Annotated in this window: 15 protein-coding genes; 5 read left to right on the forward strand and 10 right to left on the reverse strand. The window is 69.7% G+C overall.

Going from position 1 to position 17,069, the window contains the following annotated elements:
• Position 1: 1 nt before the first annotated feature.
• The 7 genes from G3I56_RS38310 to G3I56_RS38340 all read right to left on the reverse strand — a co-directional run bounded on the left by G3I56_RS38310 (position 2) and on the right by G3I56_RS38340 (position 9,308).
• Positions 2-1,102, reverse strand: a complete 1,101-nt coding sequence (locus tag G3I56_RS38310) for an ionic transporter y4hA (protein WP_164417347.1) — start codon at positions 1,100-1,102, stop codon at positions 2-4.
• 274 nt (positions 1,103-1,376) lie between these two features.
• The gene (locus G3I56_RS38315; protein ID WP_164417349.1) at positions 1,377-1,691 is read right to left on the reverse strand and encodes a hypothetical protein; all 315 of its coding nucleotides are present in this window, start codon (positions 1,689-1,691) and stop codon (positions 1,377-1,379) included.
• 126 nt (positions 1,692-1,817) lie between these two features.
• On the reverse strand, positions 1,818-2,819 hold the full coding sequence (locus G3I56_RS38320; protein ID WP_343240178.1) for a TerC family protein: 1,002 nt from the start codon (positions 2,817-2,819) through the stop codon (positions 1,818-1,820).
• A 285-nt stretch (positions 2,820-3,104) separates the two neighbouring features.
• Positions 3,105-5,162, reverse strand: coding sequence for a TerD family protein (locus G3I56_RS38325; protein ID WP_164417351.1), 2,058 nt, complete (start codon positions 5,160-5,162; stop codon positions 3,105-3,107).
• A 52-nt stretch (positions 5,163-5,214) separates the two neighbouring features.
• The gene (locus G3I56_RS38330) at positions 5,215-5,781 is read right to left on the reverse strand and encodes a TerD family protein (RefSeq protein ID WP_164316392.1); all 567 of its coding nucleotides are present in this window, start codon (positions 5,779-5,781) and stop codon (positions 5,215-5,217) included.
• 248 nt (positions 5,782-6,029) lie between these two features.
• The gene (gene uvrB, locus G3I56_RS38335; protein ID WP_164417353.1) at positions 6,030-8,156 is read right to left on the reverse strand and encodes an excinuclease ABC subunit UvrB; all 2,127 of its coding nucleotides are present in this window, start codon (positions 8,154-8,156) and stop codon (positions 6,030-6,032) included.
• Between the two features lie 285 nt (positions 8,157-8,441).
• On the reverse strand, positions 8,442-9,308 hold the full coding sequence (locus G3I56_RS38340) for an MHYT domain-containing protein (RefSeq protein WP_164417355.1): 867 nt from the start codon (positions 9,306-9,308) through the stop codon (positions 8,442-8,444).
• A gap of 322 nt (positions 9,309-9,630) precedes the next feature.
• On the opposite strand from G3I56_RS38340, the gene G3I56_RS38345 reads away from it, so the two are divergent.
• The 4 genes from G3I56_RS38345 to G3I56_RS38360 all read left to right on the forward strand — a co-directional run bounded on the left by G3I56_RS38345 (position 9,631) and on the right by G3I56_RS38360 (position 13,586).
• Positions 9,631-10,206 carry a methylated-DNA--[protein]-cysteine S-methyltransferase gene (locus G3I56_RS38345; RefSeq protein WP_164417357.1) on the forward strand — a complete coding sequence of 192 codons (576 nt, stop codon included), beginning with the start codon at positions 9,631-9,633 and terminating at the stop codon, positions 10,204-10,206.
• A 155-nt stretch (positions 10,207-10,361) separates the two neighbouring features.
• Complete coding sequence (locus G3I56_RS38350; protein ID WP_164417358.1) at positions 10,362-11,642, forward strand: MFS transporter; 1,281 nt, start codon at positions 10,362-10,364, stop codon at positions 11,640-11,642.
• A gap of 130 nt (positions 11,643-11,772) precedes the next feature.
• Positions 11,773-12,678, forward strand: coding sequence for a pseudouridine-5'-phosphate glycosidase (locus tag G3I56_RS38355; RefSeq protein ID WP_164314852.1), 906 nt, complete (start codon positions 11,773-11,775; stop codon positions 12,676-12,678).
• Entirely contained in the window at positions 12,675-13,586 is a 912-nt protein-coding gene (locus G3I56_RS38360; protein ID WP_164417361.1) for a sugar kinase, read from the forward strand. The genes G3I56_RS38355 and G3I56_RS38360 overlap by 4 nt, the downstream gene beginning before the upstream one ends.
• Positions 13,587-13,626: 40 nt before the next feature.
• On the opposite strand, the gene G3I56_RS38365 is transcribed toward G3I56_RS38360, so the two are convergent.
• Positions 13,627-14,421 (reverse strand): methyltransferase domain-containing protein, encoded by a 795-nt coding sequence (locus G3I56_RS38365; RefSeq protein WP_164417364.1) that lies wholly within the window; start codon positions 14,419-14,421, stop codon positions 13,627-13,629.
• A 209-nt stretch (positions 14,422-14,630) separates the two neighbouring features.
• On the opposite strand from G3I56_RS38365, the gene G3I56_RS38370 reads away from it, so the two are divergent.
• Positions 14,631-15,758: a magnesium and cobalt transport protein CorA gene (locus tag G3I56_RS38370; RefSeq protein ID WP_164417367.1), complete on the forward strand. Its 1,128-nt coding sequence runs from the start codon at positions 14,631-14,633 to the stop codon at positions 15,756-15,758.
• A gap of 54 nt (positions 15,759-15,812) precedes the next feature.
• Here G3I56_RS38370 and G3I56_RS38375 read toward each other — a convergent pair whose 3' ends face one another.
• Both G3I56_RS38375 and G3I56_RS38380 read right to left on the reverse strand, forming a co-directional pair.
• Complete coding sequence (locus G3I56_RS38375; protein ID WP_164417370.1) at positions 15,813-16,241, reverse strand: CBS domain-containing protein; 429 nt, start codon at positions 16,239-16,241, stop codon at positions 15,813-15,815.
• 135 nt (positions 16,242-16,376) lie between these two features.
• The gene (locus tag G3I56_RS38380) at positions 16,377-17,018 is read right to left on the reverse strand and encodes a uridine kinase (protein WP_203691640.1); all 642 of its coding nucleotides are present in this window, start codon (positions 17,016-17,018) and stop codon (positions 16,377-16,379) included.
• Positions 17,019-17,069 lie beyond the last annotated feature (51 nt).

Below are 17,069 nucleotides of genomic sequence, written 5' to 3' on the forward strand. Positions count from 1 at the left end.
GTCAGGGGTTGATCGCCAGCTCCAGGTAGGCGGCGAACAGCACCAGATGTACGCCTCCCTGGAGCGGCGTGGCCCGCCCGGGCACCACCGTCAGCGAACCGACCACGACGGTCAGGGCGAGCAACACCATGTGGGTGGAGCCGAGGCCGAGGACCAGTGGCCCGGACAGCCAGATGGACGCCAGGGCCACGGCGGGGATGGTCAGGCCGATGCTGGCCATCGCGGATCCGAGGGCGAGGTTCAGGCTGGTCTGCACCCGGTCACGCCGCGCGGAGCGCAGCGCGGCGATGGTCTCGGGAAGCAGCACGAGCAGGGCGATGATCACACCTACGACGGCGTGCGGCAGGTCGGCTGCCTGCACCCCGGACTCGATGGTGGGCGACACCCCCTTCGCGAGGCCGACCACGCCGATCAGCGCCAGGCCCAGCAGCCCCAGGCTGATCCGGACGTCGCGGGCGGTCGGGAGCTCCGCGTGAGCGTCCGCGGTGATGACCTCGCCCTGCCGGGTGACCGGCAGGAAGTAGTCACGGTGCCGCACGGTCTGGGTCGCCACGAACAGTCCGTACAGGACCAGCGAGGCGAGCGCGGCGAAAGTGAGCTGGGCCGTGGAGAACTCGGGGCCCGGCTTGCTCGTGGTGAACGTCGGCAGCACCAGGCTGAGCGTGGCCAGCGTCGCGACCGTCGCGAGGGCGGCGCCGGTGCCCTCCGGGTTGAAGACGGCAGTCCCGTGACGGATCGAGGCGGTGAGGAGACTCAGTCCGACGATGCCGTTGCAGGTGATCATCACGGCCGCGAAGACGGTGTCCCTGGCCAGGGTGGAACTCTTGTCCCCGCCGTCCGCCATCAGCGTGACGATCAGGGCGACCTCGATGATCGTGACGGCGACGGCCAGCACCAGAGAGCCGAAGGGTTCACCGACCCGGTGGGCGATCACCTCGGCGTGATGCACAGCGGCCAGCACCGCTCCCGCGAGGACCAGCGTCACCAGCGCGACGACCGCGCCGGGAAGATCTCGTCCCCACGTGAACACCAGCAGGACGACCGCGGCCACCGGCACGACGGCCGTCCACCGCGTCACGAGCGACCGCAACGTGACGATCATTCAGCGATCCTCGCAGACGGGCTCGGGCCACGCACACCCACGCCGATCCGCGCACGCTCCCTCACGCCGGCCCCGCAGACGGTCCTCCACACTGCAATGCCCCTACCCTTCGCGATCTTCCCCGGCTTCGGCTGGTGCCCCGAAATGCCGGACGCATACTCCCGTACCCCGAGCCCCTTGCCCCCGTCTCCCTCACCGGTTCGGCGGGCCAGGAGCGCCACGCGGCACGGGTCCCGCCTGCCGCTGCGGAACCCGGCGTCGTGTCCCGCTGCCGCTACTTCAGCTCGGCCGTCTCCCGTACGTCGCAGTTGGTGAAGGACGGCGGCCTCGTACACAGCGAGGCCAGTTGCTCCGCCATCCTGCTCGTCTCGGGGTCGTCGCTGTTGCGCATGGCCTCGTCGTACGACTCGAACTCGATCATCACCAGGAACCTGTTGGGCTGGTTCCTGTCCTGCAGAACGAGGCGGTGCGTGGGTCCGCCGACTCGGCCGGCGAGGCGCTTGTCGGTCTCTTGGACCAGCGCCCGCATCTCCTCCATCCGATCGGTCTCGATGTCGATGATCTGAACGAACTTCGTCGCTGTGTCCACGATTCCTCCACCCGGCCGTGGCGTCCCCGGCAAGGGACGCTCACCACCCAACGAAGCACCGGGAACGGTGCTCGGCAATTCGCCGCGCCCCGCTCCCGATGGTGGTTGTTCCTACGTCCGACGTGGTCAGGCGCCGATGCTGTCCTTCGGAGCGCCTTCGCTCTCCTTCTGCGCCGCCTCGGCCGCCTCCTGCTTCCTGGAGGCGATCAGGCTGGTGATCGTGGTGATGACCAGGACCCCACAGATCACGCCGAGGGAGACCGGTATGGAGATCTCCGGTACGTGGACGCCGGACTCGTGCAGCGCGTGCAGCACCAGCTTGACGCCGATGAAGCCGAGGATGACCGACAGTCCGTACGAGAGGTGGACCAGCTTCCTCAGCAGGCCGCCGATGAGGAAGTACAGCTGACGCAGTCCCATCAGGGCGAAGGCGTTGGCGGTGAAGACGATGTACGGGTCCTGGGTCAGGCCGAAGATCGCCGGGATCGAGTCGAGGGCGAACAGGACGTCCGTGGTACCGATCGCGAGCATCACGACCAGCATCGGCGTCATGATCCGCTTGCCGTTCTCCTCGATCCACAGCTTGGTGCCGTGGTAGCGATCGGCCACACCGAATCGCTTCTCGACAGCCTTGAGCAGCTTGTTCTCCTCGAACTCCTCGTCCTCGTCGTCGGTGCGGGCCTCCTGGATCAGCTTCCAGGCGGTCCAGATGAGGAAGGCACCGAAGATGTAGAACACCCACGCGAAGCTCGCGAGGATCGCGGCGCCGGCGGCGATGAATATCGCCCGCAGGACGAGCGCTATGAGGACACCGACGAGGAGCACCCGCTGCTGGTACTGCGAGGGCACTGCGAACTTCGCCATGATCAGGACGAAGACGAAGAGGTTGTCGACGCTCAATGACTTCTCGGTGATGAAGCCCGCGAAGAACTCACCGGCGGGCTCACCGCCACTGAAGACGAGCAGCCCCAGGCCGAAGAGCCCGGCCAGCGCTATCCAGACAACCGTCCAGATACCGGCTTCCTTGATTGATACGTCATGAGGCTTGCGCCCGATGAAGAAGTCCACCGCGATCAGAGCGGCGAGACCCACGATGGTCAGGACCCACAGGGCCACGGAAACATTCACTGCGCCTCCGGCAGTAGTAACGGCAAATTTCAGCGTCGTCGCTACCGGAGGTCTCTTCCACCCACGACAGTCGGGCTCCTTCACGCGCCCGGATGTCTGCGGGCCGACGCCCCGGGATCTGGATTGATCCGTATTGACGGGTACGCCGCAGCAGGTAGGGAGTACTCCCCTCCGTTGGGAAAACAGTACCCCAATCACCAAGGAAAGGTAAAGAGATTAGTAAAAGAAAATCAAAGTCCGCAGGTCAGGAGACTTTGCAGATACTTGGTGAAGCGCCTGTAGGCGTCAGCGGTTCCATGAGCGGCGGGCCGCCGCGACCTGGCTGAGCACCTGCTGGAGCACCTGGCTGCCACGCGGCACGACCGACGGCTCGTACGTCCACGCATGGCCGACCCACGGGTCGGCAAGGTGGTCGTCGGGGACCGGGGTGAGTCGCATGAGCGAACGCCAGAGCGGGTCGAGCAACGGTCCGTAGGCCGCTGCGTCCTCTCGGTCCGCGACCATCATCAGGTGGACGCCGACGGCCGGGCCCTCGTCCGCGAGATAGCGCAGCTGGGTCACCGCCCGGTCGTCGAAGCCGTGCGGGAAGTCATTGACGATCAACAGCTGCTGAGCGGTGTCGAAGTCGGGCGGCAGCGAGTCGGCCGCGCCGCCACGCACCGCCATCTGCACGAGGTCGACGCGCTGGGTCAGCCGGCCCAGGACGTCCGCGACACCGGCCGCTCCGGCAGCGGGCGGACCCGCGAGCACGCCGCTCCGCACCAACGGCGCGAGGGCCGCAGCGCCCGAACCCGCCGGGTCGATGACGTGTACGGCGAATTCGCCCGCCGGATGGACGGCGAGCAGCCGGGCGGCGTGCGTGACCGCCGTGTCCATGGCGAGCCGGCGCAGCTCGTCGGAGTCGAGGAGCGAGCCGTCGAGCGACTGACCACCGCTGTCGATCCACAGGCCGCGCTCCAACGGCAGCCGGACGAGCATCGGGATGCTCAGCTGGGCGCTCTCGGGCAGCCTCAGGTCGCCCAGCCGCAGCGCCATGGGCATCTCCATCGGAACGCGGTAGCCGTGCCAGACAGGGTTGTCCCAGCTCGCGTACGACAGGGGCAGCGCGGGCTCGACGACCTCGGCCTCGGCGGTGAGCTGGGAGAGGTCTCGGTCGAGGGCGGCTCGGGCCTGGTCGACGAGCTGGGCCTGCTTGGCGCGGGCCGCTTCCCGGGCGGCGTCCCCCCGGTCGCCCACCCGGCTGCGGGGATCGGCCAGCGCCTGGTCGATCTCCTTCTCAAGGCGGGAGTCGGCGAAGTCCACGGCGCTTCGGTATGCGGCGACACTGCGCGCCAGGTCCTCGAACATGCCCCAGACCTGGTTGTAGAGCCGCTCGTCCATCGACCACCCGGTGGCGTCCCCCGCGACCGGCCGCGCCGCCTGTCCCGACTGGGCCGGGGGTGCGGTCGGCGGGGCCGGTGGCGGAGCGGCCGTACGGCGGCTGGGATGGCTGTAGTTGATCGGTGATGCGGCGACGGGGGCGGACGACTGCGGGGCGGCAGCGGGGTCGGCCTGCCCCGGGGTGGGTTGCGGGTTCTGGACTTCGTACGGTGACGCGGGTTGGGCAGAACCAGCGCCCTGGCCGCCCTGGACCACCGGGCCGGACTGCTCCGGTGCGCCGGGAGTCGGGGTGTCCTGCGGTCCCTGAGCCGCGTACGGAGACGCGGATTGCACGGGTGCGGGAGACGACGCGGTCCGGCGGGTGCGGTCGCCGTCCTGCGTGCGGGACGGCGGGGGCGCGACCGAGCGGGAGTGGGCCTGGGCCACCGCCGCGTCGATGACGTCCGCGAGCCGGCGAGCCTCGGGGAGGCCCTGGTCGGTAAGGAGTTCGACGAGGCCGCCGGAGTACCCCTGGCCGATGGCGCGCACCTTCCAGGCATCCTGCCTGCGGTAGAGCTCCAGGGCGACCACGGCCGACTCGGCCTCCAGGCCCGTGATCGTGTAACTGACGACCTCGGTGCCGTCGAGGCCGGTGACGGCGACGACGGGTGCGGCTACGGCGCCGAAGCGGACGGGCCCGCCCACACCTGACGGCAGGGCGAGCAGCACGCTGATCCGGTGCACGGACTCCGGCATGGCACCCAGGTCCACGGCGAGCCGGTGGTCGGCCGCCGCCTGCTTGGAGACCTCCAGGCCCGGAAGCGTGGGCGCACCGGGGTGAGCCACCCACTCGACGCCGTGGACCTTGCCCTGCTCGTCGCCGATCGTGGCCCCGGCCACGATCGGCGTGCCGGCCGAGATCCGCACTTCTAGGCGGACCTGGGAGAGCGGATGGTTCTGCCCCCGGACCAGCTCGGCCGTCATCGCCTTCGTCCCCCCGTGTCGTTCTGTTGTTCCGTGGGCTGCCCGGGCCCGGCTACAGGTGCGGCAGGATCGCCGGCATCAGGTCCTGGAAGGTGCGGCCGTTGGCAGGCGTGCCAAGGGCGGTCATCTGCCAGCCCGTGCCCGCGCGGTGCACCTTCGCCATGATCTGAGCCGTGTACTGGCCGCCGCCGTCCAGTGTGTAGCGGGCGAGTTCGTCACCGTTGGTCTCGTCGACCAGACGGCAGAACGCGTTCTGCACCTCCTGGAAGGTCTGGCCCGTGAACGAGTTCACGGTGAAGACGATCTGGTCGATGTGGACCGGCACACGCGGCAGGTCGACGAGGATCGCCTCGTCGTCGCCTCCCTGGCCGACACCGCCGACGAGGTTGTCCCCGGTGTGGCGCACGGAACCGTCGTCGCTCACCAGATGACGGAAGAACACGACGTCGACGGGCTGCTTGTCGGCGAACAACACGGCAGAGGCGTCGAGGTCGATCTCCCTCGTACGCGAGCCGAACAGGCCACGCCGGGGAGCCGCCTGCCAGCCGAGGCCCATCCGCACCGCGGTCAGGGTGCCCCCGTCGTTCTTCTGCAGGTTGATGGCCTGACCCTTGGTCAGATTGACGCTGCCACTGGGCGTGCCGCCCTTGGATACGTCCACCACGCGCTGTTCCCCTCTCGAGCCGTCCCCTGTTTCCGCGGGGTCCGCGGATGACCTGAACCCTACGCAGGGGCACTGACAGTGCCGAAGCCTCGGGCGCACTTTGTGTCGGTGTTGCAACACTGCGCGTACGACGCAGCTCACGGACACCGGTCGGGATGCCCGTCCGGTGCGACGGCCGGCACCCCGAGTGCCTCGTGCGGCAGTCAGGCGATGCCGGCCTCCTTCATCTGCCGCAACTCCTTCTTCATCTCCGACACCTCGTCGCGTAGCCGGGCGGCGACCTCGAACTGCAGGTCGGCCGCGGCAGCGCGCATCCGTGCTGTCATCTCCTCGATCTGGTCGGCGAGTTCGGCCGCGGGGCGGTCCGTCGGCACCGTCTCCCCGGCCTTGCCCTTGCCGGCCCGGGCTCCCCTGGCTGACTTGCCGAGCGCGGGCACCGGGGCCTTGCCGTCCTTCGACTTGCGGTAACCCGAGCCGAGGAGCTGTTCCGTGTCGACGTCCTCGCGGGCGATCTGCGCGACGATGTCGTTGATCTTCTTGCGGAGCGGCTGCGGGTCGATGCCCCTCTCCGTGTTGTACGCGACCTGCTTCTCCCGGCGCCGGTTGGTCTCCTCGATGGCCTTCTCCATCGCCGGGGTGATCCTGTCCGCGTACATATGGACCTGGCCGGACACATTGCGCGCCGCGCGGCCGATGGTCTGGATCAGGGAGGTGCCGGAGCGCAGGAAGCCCTCCTTGTCGGCGTCGAGGATCGACACCAGGGACACCTCTGGGAGGTCGAGCCCCTCCCGCAGGAGGTTGATGCCGACCAGGACGTCGAACTCGCCGGCACGCAGTTCACGCAGCAGCTCGATCCGCCGCAGGGTGTCGACGTCGCTGTGCAGATAGCGGACCTGGATGCCGAGTTCCAGGAAGTAGTCGGTGAGGTCCTCGGCCATCTTCTTGGTGAGCGTGGTGACCAGGACACGCTCGTCCTTCTCGGCGCGCGTGCGGATCTCGTGCACCAGGTCGTCGATCTGGCCCTCGGTGGGCTTGATGACGACCTCGGGGTCGATGAGGCCGGTGGGGCGGATGATCTGCTCGACGAAGCCGTCGCCACGGGACAGCTCGTACTTGCCGGGGGTCGCCGACAGGTAGACGGTCTGTCCGATGCGCTTTTGGAACTCCTCCCACTTCAGGGGGCGGTTGTCCAGCGCGGAGGGCAGCCGGAAGCCGTGGTCGACGAGCGTGCGCTTGCGGGACGCGTCGCCCTCGTACATGGCGCCGATCTGCGGGACCGTGTTGTGCGACTCGTCGATGACGAGCAGGAAGTCGTCCGGAAAGTAGTCGATCAGGGTGTGCGGCGGGGAGCCCGGGAGGCGGCCGTCGAAGTGCATCGAGTAGTTCTCGACTCCGGAGCAGGAGCCGATCTGGCGGAGCATCTCGAGGTCGTACGTCGTCCGCATCCTCAGGCGCTGGGCCTCCAGGAGCTTGTTCTGCTTCTCCAGTTCGGCGAGACGCTCGCCGAGCTCCTTCTCGATGTCGTTGACGGCCCGCGCCGTGCGCTCCGGCCCTGCCACGTAGTGCGTGGCCGGGAAGACGTACATGTGCTCGTCTTCGCTGATGATCTCGCCGGTGAGTGGGTGGAGGGTGGAGAGTGCCTCGATCTCGTCGCCGAACATCTCGATGCGTACGGCCAGTTCCTCGTAGACCGGGAAGATCTCGATGGTGTCGCCGCGCACGCGGAACGTGCCGCGGGTGAAGGCCAGGTCGTTGCGCGTGTACTGGATGTCGACGAAGCGGCGCAGCAACTGGTCCCGGTCGATCTCCGCGCCGACCTTGAGGGGGACCATCCGGTCCACGTACTCCTGCGGCGTACCGAGGCCGTAGATGCAGGACACGGAGGCGACCACGATGACGTCCCGCCGGGTGAGCAGCGAGTTGGTCGCGGAGTGGCGCAGGCGTTCGACCTCCTCGTTGATCGAGGAGTCCTTCTCGATGTAGGTGTCCGACTGGGGGACGTACGCCTCGGGCTGGTAGTAGTCGTAGTACGAGACGAAGTACTCGACGGCGTTGTTCGGAAGCAGTTCCCTGAACTCGTTCGCCAGCTGGGCGGCCAGGGTCTTGTTCGGCGCCATGACGAGAGTGGGGCGCTGAAGCTTCTCGATCATCCACGCGGTGGTGGCGGACTTGCCGGTGCCGGTCGCGCCGAGGAGCACGACGTCCTTCTCACCTGCTTCGATGCGCCGAGCCAGCTCGGCGATGGCAGCCGGCTGGTCACCGCTCGGCTGGTAGGGGCTGATGACCTCGAAGGGCGCCACCGTGCGTTCGATCTTGGAAACTGGCCGCATGCATCCACCGTACGACCCCCCACTGACATTGATGCTGGTACTCAGGTTCCGGTGGTCGTGGCTCTCCCACTGACTGACGCCCTGCTGGGCTGTCTTCCCGTTGTTCTGTCCGGCCGCCGGGACCTGTTCTCATAGCTCCGGCCGGGCGGAACATGACCTCGGAGTCTGGCCCGCCAGCATCTCCACCCTCGAACGCGGGACCCGCCGAGACGACAACCTCGCCCACGCCTACCGCGACTGGCTCCAAGCCGCTTGACAGCCAATAGGAGCATCAACGGGCCCCGATCACCGGTTCTGCGGGGTGCGGGAGCTGCGGTGCTCGTGCCGCCGGCCGGGGCGCGGTGGGAGGCGTCGGCCGGGGTGCGGGACGGCCGGGTGGGCCGGGATGCCGGGCTTGTTGTCGGCGGGGCGACGCCCGGGCTTGCCCATGACCATCAGCGGGTCGAACAGCACGACGACGCCGGCCAGCAGGAGGAAGGCCAGCGGGCCGATCATCAAGGGGGCGAGCAGGGTCGCGGGCGAGTCTCCGTCCGGACTCCCCGGCGCGGCGTGGAGGTGGACCCGCAGGGCGGCCATGCCCGTGTAGTGCATGCCGCTGACGGCGAGTCCCATGACGAGGCTGGCGCCCACGCTCCACAGGAAGCCGCGGATCTGCCCGGCCGCCCACAGAGCGGCGGTGGCGGCCACGACGGCTATCACGACCGAGGCGGAGACGGTGTAGGTGTTGTACTCCAGTTTCCCGTTGAGGCGCATGCCGGCCATGCCCAGGTAGTGCATCGAGGCGATACCGAGGCCCGTGATGGTGCCCCCGGTGAACAGTGCCGTTCCGCTCACGCCCCGGTAGCCGACGATGAAGATCCCGACGCCGACCATGAGGATGGCGACGCCCAGACTGGCGAAGGTCAGCCCCATGTCGTAGTTGATCGGGGTCTCCTTGACGGTGAACCCCATCATCGCGACGAAGTGCATGGTCCAAATGCCGGAGCCGATCGCGGCCGAGCCGAGCGCCAGCCAGCCTGGTCGCCACGACTGGGCGACCAGCATCGATCTGGTGGTGCAGCGCAGGCCCAGCGCCCCGCCCAGGCAGGCCATGAGGTAGGCCACCAGCGGTGTGACGAGTCCGTAGCTGAATCCGTCGACCGTGCCCTGCATGCGCGGCTGCCCTTCCGCCCTGTCGCGTCCCGGAATTCCCCGAAATGCTCCCCTGCCCCAGAACCGGCCAGCGGTCAGGGTTGTGGCAGAGAGTATGACTGGCTCCGGAAGGGTCGAACGATTTTCCGGCAAAGAAACACGACCTTGCCCCACTTGTGCGGCAGGAGTGTGTGGACTCGGGCAACTCCGTTCAATCCGTGTCTGTGCCGCATCTCTTTTTCCACTGTCGTTCCGTTGTCCCTCCGCTGTCACTCGTGGACCTTCCCTGCCCGCTCGGACCGCGCGCCGGGCGTTGTCAGTGGCGGGTCGTACGGTGGGGCGCATGGACAGCCATGGGCGGGGCGAGCGGCAGGAGCCGGAGAACCGGCAGCGGGTCGTGTGGGCGGTTGTCGGCACCGACATCGGCCCGATGCTGCTGGCCGCGACGCACGACGGCCTGGTGAACGTGGTGTTCCATGTCACGGATTCGGTGCGCGAGAAAACTGTCGCGGGGCTCGCCTCCCGGCTGGGCGCGGAGCCGGTCGAGGCGCCGGGGTCCCCGCTCCTGGCCGAGGCGATACGCCAGTTCGCGGCGTACTTCGCGGGCGAGCTGCACGATTTCGAACTGCCGCTCGACTGGTCTCTGATCTCCGGATTCAACCGTCAGGTGCTGCGCGAACTCGCGTCGGGCGTGCCGTACGGCGCGGTCGTCGGGTACGGCGACCTGGCCCGGCGGGTGGGCCGGCCCGGCGGGGCTCAGGCGGTCGGCGCGGCCATGGGCGCCAATCCGCTGCCGGTCGTGGTGCCGTGCCATCGGGTCGTGGAGAGCGACGGCGGCCTCGGCGGGTTCGGGGGCGGCCTGGAGACCAAGAGGAAGCTGCTCGCACTCGAAGGAGTGCTGCCCGAGCCGCTCTTCTGAGGGTTCAGCCACGGGACCCGAGGGTTTCATCAGTGGGGAGACTTCGGTACGAGGGGACAGTCCCGTACGGGAAGAGGTTCCGTAGGGGAACGCTGTACGGAAGCAGGGGGGACCGCGCCGGTGACCACGTCTTTCGCGCACGCGGGTGGGCTGCGATGACCGCCGTCGAGCGGAGTGCCGGCGTGCCCGTGGCGGGCGAGCAGTTGGCCGTGCTGCGGCGCCGGGTCTCCGGTGTGCTGGTCGCGAGCCAGATCCTCGGTGGGCTCGGGGTGGCCACCGGTGTCGCGCTCGCCTCCGTACTGGCCCAGCGGATCAGCGGTACCGAGTCGCTGTCCGGGCTCGCGCCCACCGCGATGGTCACGGGCACGGCGGTGGCGTCGCTGCCTCTTGCGGCGCTGATGACCGCGCGCGGGCGGCGCCCCGGGCTGATCCTGGGGTATCTCGTCGGCGCCCTGGGGGCGGGCGTCGTGGTGGTCGCGGCGGTCATCGACAGTTTTCCGCTGCTGCTGTGCGGCATGGCCGGGTTCGGTGCGGCCTCGTCGGCGAATCTGGGGGCGCGGTTCGCCGCCGCCGATCTCGCCGAGGCCGACCGGCGGGCCCGGGCCATCTCGAACGTCGTGTGGGCGACCACCATAGGGGCGGTCCTCGGGCCGAACATCGCCGCGCCCGCGGGGCGCAGTGTCTCCGGACTCGGGATACCCGCGCTCGCGGGTCCCTTCCTCTGGGCGGCCGGGATCTTCCTGGTCGCGGCGGTGACGGTAGCCGTTCTGCTGCGCCCCGATCCGCTGCTCACGGCCCGCGCCCTCGCCCCGGTGGAGGAGCGGTCAGCCGAGGGCCGGTCCCTGCGGGCGGGTCTTGCCGCCGTCGCGGCCTCGCCGCGCGCCCGGCTCGCGCTCGTGACGGTGACCGTGTGCCACACGGCCATGGTCTCGGTCATGTCGATGACCCCGGTCGCGCTCGGGCACCACGGCGCGAGCATCGATCTGATCGGGCTGGTCATCAGCGGCCACATCGCGGGCATGTACGCGTTCTCGCCGCTCATGGGGCGCCTGTCCGACGGGGTCGGGCGGCTGTCCGGCATCGGTCTCGCCGTGGGCCTGCTGGCCTGCGCCGCGTTCCTCGCGGGCACAGCCGACGGCAGTCACGGCCGTACCGCGGCGGGGCTCTTCGTTCTCGGGCTGGGCTGGTCGGCCGGGTTGGTCTCCGGATCCGCCCTGCTCACGGACTCCGTGCCCGAGGCCGCGCGCGCTGCAGCGCAGGGGCTGTCGGACCTCGCCATGAACACCTCGGCGGGCCTCTGCGGGGCAGCCGCCGGGCTCGTGATGGCCCAGGCGGGCTACGGGTGGCTGAACCTCGCCGCCGCGTGCCTGCTGATACCCGTGGGCGCGATGGCGTTGTTCACCTTGAAGGCGTTGCCGCCAAGGTCCCGGAAGTAGGAACTGTGTCTCCCCCATCCCCCGGGCACCGTAGGAGGCTGGTGGCATCTGCCACAGGCCGCAGGGGTTTGACCGGGCACGCCGCCCGCCAAAGATCAGGGAAGACCGAACGACAGGAAGCAGGCACGTGATGCTGGTGGTGTCCGAAGAAGTGCGGGAAGCGGTCGACGCGCGTCGACCCGTGGTGGCCCTGGAGTCCACGATCATCGCGCACGGGCTGCCGCGCCCCCGCAATCTGCAGGTGGCGCTGGAACTCGAGGACGTCGTACGGCAGGAGGGCGCCGTGCCGGCCACGATCGCCGTGCTGGACGGGCGCCCCCATGTCGGCCTGGACAAGGAGCAGTTGGAACGGGTCGCGAACGAGGACGGGATCCGCAAGCTGGGTCACCGCGATCTGCCGCTCGCGGTGGCCACCGGGGCGAGCGGAGCGACCACGGTGTCGGCGACCGCGCTGCTGGCCGCCCGCGCGGGCGTACGGGTGTTCGCCACGGGTGGGCTCGGCGGGGTGCACCGGGAGTGGACGGTGACGCAGGACGAGTCCGCCGATCTGGGCCTGCTGGCGCGCACCAGGATCACGGTCGTCTGCGCGGGCGTGAAGTCCATCCTGGATGTGCCGGCCACCCTGCAGCGGCTGGAGACCCTCGGGGTCGCCGTGGCCGGTTTCGGCACCGGCAACTTTCCCGGCTTCTACCTTTCCGACTCCGGGCATCCGGTGGACTGGACGCTGCACACGCCGGATCAGGTCGCGGACGTGATGCGGGCCCAGGACGCACTCGATTCCCCCGAGTCGGCGTTCATCGTCGCCAATCCGGTGCCCGAGCAGCAGCAACTGGATCCCGGGCTCCACGCGCGCGTGCTCGCCGACGCGCTCCACGCGTGCGAGGAGCAGGGCGTGAGCGGGCAGGCGGTGACACCGTTCCTGCTCGACTACCTGGTGCGGCACACCGACGGCGCCTCGCTGAGCGCCAACCTGGCAGCGGTCCGCGGCAACGTACGGCTCGCGGGACGGATCGCGGCGGCCTGGGCCGGGGCGTGACGGAGCCGGGCGGGGCGCTGCTCGTCGTCGGGGACGTCATCACGGACATCGTCGCCCGGCACCGGGGTCCGCTCGCGCCGGGGACCGACACGACCGCCGCGATCCGGACCCTGCCGGGCGGTGCGGGCGCCAACGTGGCCTGCTGGGCAGCCTATTGGGGCCGCGCGGAGGTACGGCTGCTCGGACGGGTGGGCGCGGACTCGGCGGAGTGGCACGAGCGCGCGCTGACCGCCTGCGGGGTACGGCCACGCCTCGTCGTCGATCCCGATGCTCCGACCGGGACGGTGATCTGCCTGGTGGACGCGGACGCGGCGGCGGAGCGCACATTGGTGACCCAGAGCGGCGCCTCGCTGGGGCTGGACCCCGACGACTGGTCGGACGTACTGCTCGACGGCGTTGCACGACTGCATCTCTCGGGCTACCTGCTGTTCTCGGCGCCGAGCCGGGCGTTCGTGGCGGTGGCCATGGAGGCGGCACGCGCGCGTGGTGTACCGGTGAGCCTGGACCCGGCGTCGGCGGGGTTCCTCGTCGAACTGGGTGTCGACCGCTTCCTGGATCTCGTATCCGGAGTGGATGTCCTGCTGCCGAGCCGTGACGAGGCCTGTCTGCTCACCGGGTTGCCCGACCCGGCGGACGCGGCGGCCAAGCTGAGCCGCCACGTCCCGCTGGTGGTCGCGAAGCAGGGTGCCGAAGGCGCGCTGGTGGCCCGGTCGGGGACCGTGCGCGCCCGTGTCCCGGCCGTGCCCGCGACACCCCGGGACACGACGGGCGCCGGCGACGCTTTCACCGGCGCGTTCCTCGCCGCCCTGCTGACGGGCGCCGCCCCCGAGGACGCGGCGGCGGAGGGGTGCCGGGCGGGCGCGCGAGCGGTGGAGCGGGTGGGTGGGAGGCCGCCGGTTCTCGGTTGAGGGGACGGTGAGCAGTGGCCCCGACCGCCGTCGCCGTTGGCTAACCCTTGCGTCCCCAGGCCGAGATCATCGGTGCCGTCGCCAGGTCCATCGCGCCTGCGGCGACGTTGGCCAGGTGCCGGTCGATCTCCTGGTCCGTGGTGTGCCCCCCGGCGACGAGCCGCTCCCTGATCTGACGGATCGTCGCGGCCTCCAGCGCGGCGCAGGCGGGCGAGGTGACGGGGAAGTACGCGTCGGCCTGTACGTTGCGCAGGCCGGCCTCGCGCAGCAGCCGCGGGAGTTTGCGGCCGTACGCCAGGTCGGCGCCACTGTCCGCGAGGAGTTGGCGAAAGCTGTGGCGCAGCCGGTTGGCGAGCTGCTGCTCGGGGCCGTGCTCATCGGGGCAGAGCAGGGGTTGCAGAGCGGGATCGGCGTCCTCGACCAGGAGCCGTCCGCCGGGACGCAGCGACTTGATCATCGAGCGCAGCGCCTTTTCCCGGTCCGGCACATGGACGAGGACGAGCCGGGCGTGCACCAGGTCGAACCCCTCCCCCGGCGGCTCGTCGACGCCGACGTCGTGGACGCGTACCTCGACCGGCGGGCGGGCTGCAGGGGCCACCCAGGAGGTGTCGAGGTCGGTCGCGACGACCTTCCCGGTCGGGCCCACCTTCTTGGCCAGCCAGGAGACCACCGAGGTGCCGCCGACACCGACCTCCCAGCAGCGCCAGCCGGCTCCCACGCCGAACCCTTCGAAGTGCCGGAAGGTCGTGGGATCGAAGAGGGCGGCGAATGCGTCGAAGCGTTGTCCCGCCTCGGTCTGCCGGTTGTCGAGGAGATACCCGTCGGTTCGCGTCATGTCGAGATCATCCCAGTCATCCGCTTTGTTCGGCCGGGTCGACGCTCCCGCACGACGAGATGTCCGACGATCGCGCCGACCGGCGAAAGCGAAGCGGAACCTTCCGTTCCCACAGGCTCCCCCGACGTTCACGAGGGGCTGGCAAACTGGCGAGCCGGACGCATGGTGCGGACGGTGCGGCACGAGGAGATCCACGCGAGGGGGTCCAGATGTCCATGGCAGGGAATCTGCGGAAGGTCACCGGCCTCAGCAGGGTCGGCGGCCTCCGCAAGGTGGCACGGCTGGCACGACGGCGCCCGCGTGTCGACCTGAGTCACCACGCCCGGTCACCGCTGGGCTCCGCGGTCGTGAACTGCGTGGCCTACGAGGACGGCGTCAGGATCCCGGCCGGCCGGGATCTGGTCGATGCCGTGCGGCGGGTCCGCAAGAGCGACGAGGGCTTCGTCTGGCTCGGTCTTCACGAGCCGACTGACCATGAGTTCGCGGGCATCGCCCAACTCTTCGACCTGCACCCGCTCGCGGTCGAGGACGCGGTCGACGCCCACCAGCGCCCAAAACTGGAGCGGTACGGCGAAACCCTGTTCGCGGTGTTCAAGACGGTCTGCTATGTCGAGCACACCGAACTGACAGCGACGAGCGAGGTGGTGAACACCGGCGAGATCATGGTCTTCGTCGGCCGGGAGTTCGTGATCACGGTACGACATGGACGCCACGGCTCGCTGGGCCCGCTGCGCGAGGGTCTGGAAGCCGACCCCCAGCAGCTCGCCAAGGGCCCGGCGGCCGTGCTGCACGCGATAGCGGACCATGTGGTCGACGACTACCTGCACGTCACGGACGCGGTGCAGGCGGACATCGACCAGGTCGAGACGGATGTCTTCGCGACCGACGGCGCGCGGGCCGACCCCGGCCGGATCTACCAGCTCAAGCGAGAACTCCTGGAGCTGAAGCGGGCCGTGGCTCCACTGCACCGACCGCTTCAGGAACTGGCGACGCGGCCGATACGGGTGATCGACCCGGAGATACAGGCCTACTTCAGGGACGTCTCCGACCATCAGATCCGGGCCACGGAACAGATCGCGGCCTTCGACGAACTGCTCAACTCGATCCTGCAGGCACACCTCGCGCAGGTCACGGTCGCGCAGAACGAGGACATGCGAAGGATCACGGCGTGGGCGGCGGTGATCGCCGTACCGACGATGGTCTGCGGGGTCTACGGCATGAACTTCGATCACATGCCCGAGTTGCGTTGGCAGTTCGGGTATCCGATGGTCATCGGTCTGATATCCGTCGTCTGTCTGACGCTGTACCGGAGCTTCCGGCGCAACGGCTGGCTCTGACACCGCCGACCGGTCACACACCCTCGCCACGAGGGTGTGTGACGGGGCGATGTGTCAGCGCATGGTGGTCCTGGCGTAGACGCTCTCGGCCCAGGACGCGATCTGGTCGTCGGTGAGGTGCTGGGCCAGATCGGCCTCGCTGATCATGCCGACCAGGCGCTTGTTCTCGATCACCGGGAGCCGGCGGATCTGGTGGTCCTTCATCTCTTCGAGCACTTCGCTGACATCGGCGTTCGCGTCGATCCAGCGCGGGGTGCCCTGGGCCATCTCGCCCGCGGTGACCTTTGCCGGATCGTGGCCCATGGCCACACAGCCGACGACGATGTCGCGGTCCGTGAGGATGCCGCAGAGGCGTTCGTTCTCGTCGCTGATGGGCAGGGCGCCCACGTTGAGCTCGCGCATCATCTGGGCGGCCCGGTCGAGTGTCTCGTGTGCGGGAATCCACTGGGCGCCGCGATGCATGATGTCTCCGGCGGTGGTCATGAAGTACCTCCCGGTGCCGGACGGCCGGCGCGGCGCGGAGGGCACCGCTAGTCCCGGCGCCCTACATTCTTGCCGCGCTCCCGGGGATGCGCACCCGGAAGTGCGCGGTTTTCGGGCGCCGCGCCCAGAACCGGGTCAGCCGTTCCAGGCCGGGTGACGCGGGTCGTCCGCGCGTATCAGGACGTCGGCCGTGGTGGCGGGGTCCGTCTCGCTCTCGTAGCGCTCGAAGGCGGGGAGGGTCCAGTGCTCGGCCTCGGGGGTACGACGGCGCAGGGCCGCCGGGGAGAGGAGGACGTGGACGGCTCTGTCGAACGGGAACCAGTGGCGCAGCAGGAAGGGGCCGTGCAGCAGAAGGATTCCGCCGGGCGGGAGCTGGACGTATGGACTGCGGGTGGAGCGGTCGGTGAGCGGATCGCGGAGGTCGGGCAGGACTCGGCCGTCGCCACCGGGTTCGAGGGGGCCGAAGACCTCGCGCCAGAGGGCGCCGGTGTCGAACCAGCCGTTGTAGTAGGCCTCCACGTCCTCGTGGCCGTATTCCAGCCGGAGAGAGGCGGGGCGCAGGAAGCCGGCGGTGCCGATGGCGAGCGAGGGGCGGCCACGTATGCGCAGCGCCTCGGCCACACGTTCAGCGAGGTCTCCCGGGCGGGCGGCCGGGGCTCCGTCGAAGGCGATGCGTGGCCAGGGGCTGCCGTCGTCCGGCTTCAGGTCGAGCACACGTTCGGCGAGGAGGTCGCCGAGCCGGTCCCAGGTGATCGGTTCCAGTCGCACACGGCCCATGATGCCGGGTGGCCGTCGGTGGCGAGGAGGTGAGGTCTGTCCGGGGATTCC

Source organism: Streptomyces sp. SID12488, assembly GCF_010548275.1.
In the GTDB taxonomy this organism is placed as follows: Bacteria; Actinomycetota; Actinomycetes; order Streptomycetales; family Streptomycetaceae; genus Streptomyces.

Excerpts from the sequence above, each read along its gene's own strand:
- G3I56_RS38310 (WP_164417347.1), bottom strand. The coding sequence starts at position 1,102 with ATGATCGTCACGTTGCGGTCGCTCGTGACGCGGTGGACGGCCGTCGTG.
- G3I56_RS38325 (WP_164417351.1), bottom strand. The coding sequence starts at position 5,162 with ATGACGGCCGAGCTGGTCCGGGGGCAGAACCATCCGCTCTCCCAGGTC.
- uvrB (WP_164417353.1), bottom strand. The coding sequence starts at position 8,156 with ATGCGGCCAGTTTCCAAGATCGAACGCACGGTGGCGCCCTTCGAGGTC.
- G3I56_RS38340 (WP_164417355.1), bottom strand. The coding sequence starts at position 9,308 with ATGCAGGGCACGGTCGACGGATTCAGCTACGGACTCGTCACACCGCTG.
- G3I56_RS38345 (WP_164417357.1), top strand. The coding sequence starts at position 9,631 with ATGGACAGCCATGGGCGGGGCGAGCGGCAGGAGCCGGAGAACCGGCAG.
- G3I56_RS38350 (WP_164417358.1), top strand. The coding sequence starts at position 10,362 with ATGACCGCCGTCGAGCGGAGTGCCGGCGTGCCCGTGGCGGGCGAGCAG.
- G3I56_RS38355 (WP_164314852.1), top strand. The coding sequence starts at position 11,773 with ATGCTGGTGGTGTCCGAAGAAGTGCGGGAAGCGGTCGACGCGCGTCGA.
- G3I56_RS38365 (WP_164417364.1), bottom strand. The coding sequence starts at position 14,421 with ATGACGCGAACCGACGGGTATCTCCTCGACAACCGGCAGACCGAGGCG.
- G3I56_RS38370 (WP_164417367.1), top strand. The coding sequence starts at position 14,631 with ATGTCCATGGCAGGGAATCTGCGGAAGGTCACCGGCCTCAGCAGGGTC.
- G3I56_RS38375 (WP_164417370.1), bottom strand. The coding sequence starts at position 16,241 with ATGACCACCGCCGGAGACATCATGCATCGCGGCGCCCAGTGGATTCCC.
- G3I56_RS38380 (WP_203691640.1), bottom strand. The coding sequence starts at position 17,018 with ATGGGCCGTGTGCGACTGGAACCGATCACCTGGGACCGGCTCGGCGAC.